This window comes from Streptomyces sp. NPDC059696 (assembly GCF_042733745.1).
Classification (GTDB): domain Bacteria; phylum Actinomycetota; class Actinomycetes; order Streptomycetales; family Streptomycetaceae; genus Streptomyces.
Genome location: NZ_JBHWFG010000133.1, coordinates 1 through 1,110 on the forward strand (window position 1 = coordinate 1; position 1,110 = coordinate 1,110).

Below are 1,110 nucleotides of genomic sequence, written 5' to 3' on the forward strand. Positions count from 1 at the left end.
ATCCAACGTCACCAAGCCCTACAGCGCCGCGGGGACGTGGAGCACCAATGACGTCGCTCCCGGCGGGGCGCTCGTGTTCACCGCCACCGCCATGAGCCCGGGGACGGTGGCCTATGCGCCGTTCGCCATCCGGACCAAGGCCGCGTCCGTGGCCGGGGAAGTGGTGCTCGGCATCCCGTCCGTTACCAGCAGCGGAACCGGCAATGCCGATCTGGGTGCTGCACTGCGGTACCGGGTTGTGCGTTCGGCGACGTGTGATTCCACGGCGTTCACAGGTTCGCCAACCTTCGTGGTGGGCAGCGACGGAGCCAAACCGTTCACGCAGGGGCAAGCCGCCGGCGTCGTCAATCCGCTCGCAGCCGCCACCGCAACCTTGCCGGGAACACCTACGCAGTTCTGCTTCGAAGTGATGCTGCCCGCAGGAGCGAACAACGCCCTCCAAGGCCAGACAGCGACGGCCACCTGGCAGTTCACTGCCAGCTCGAGCTCATGAGCCGGACAAACGCCGTGCGGCGGGTCCGCGAGTTGCTGCTCAACCTTGCCGCGGCGGGCGGTGCTGTGTGCATCGTTGCCGTCATCGCGACCGTGGTGTTCAGCATTTCCCTGGTCCTGTTCAAGACCGGTTCCATGTCCCCGGCCATTCCGGCGGGCTCGCTTGCTCTTGTCCGGGAGATCCCGGCGGCGGAGATCCAGATCGGCGACGTGGTCACCGTGAACCGGCCCGGCAAGCTGCCGATCACCCACCGGGTCCAGACCATCACGCCCGCCCAGGGGGAAGCACGGACCATCACCATGAAGGGTGACGCCAACGCCGAACCCGATCCCGCACCTTATGTGGTGGAACGGGTACGCGTGGTGCTGTGGTCCGTCCCCGGGCTCGCGTACCCCCTCGCCGCAGCCGCAAATCCCGTGGTGCTAGGTGCAACCACCCTTGCCGTCGCCGCGCTGGTCACATGGGTGCTGTGGCCGCGTGCGGGGAGCAGGGGCAGCCGACGGAAAGGTCAACATGCGGCTGCGTAGTTGGGGCACTGCCGTAGCGGTGCTCGTATTGTCGGGCACCCTGGGAGGCGTCAGCGCGTCGCCCGGCGCAGCGTACGCGTTGCCCGGCGC

At 67.9% G+C, this 1,110-nt stretch carries 2 protein-coding genes; both read left to right on the forward strand.

The features are described 5' to 3' along the window. Positions 1 to 493, forward strand: a 493-nt coding sequence (locus ACFV20_RS37105; RefSeq protein ID WP_385665572.1) for a hypothetical protein, incomplete at its 5' end; no start/stop codon positions are given. Next, entirely contained in the window at positions 490 to 1,020 is a 531-nt protein-coding gene (locus ACFV20_RS37110; protein WP_385665574.1) for a signal peptidase I, read from the forward strand. The genes ACFV20_RS37105 and ACFV20_RS37110, both read left to right, overlap by 4 nt. Positions 1,021 to 1,110 lie beyond the last annotated feature (90 nt).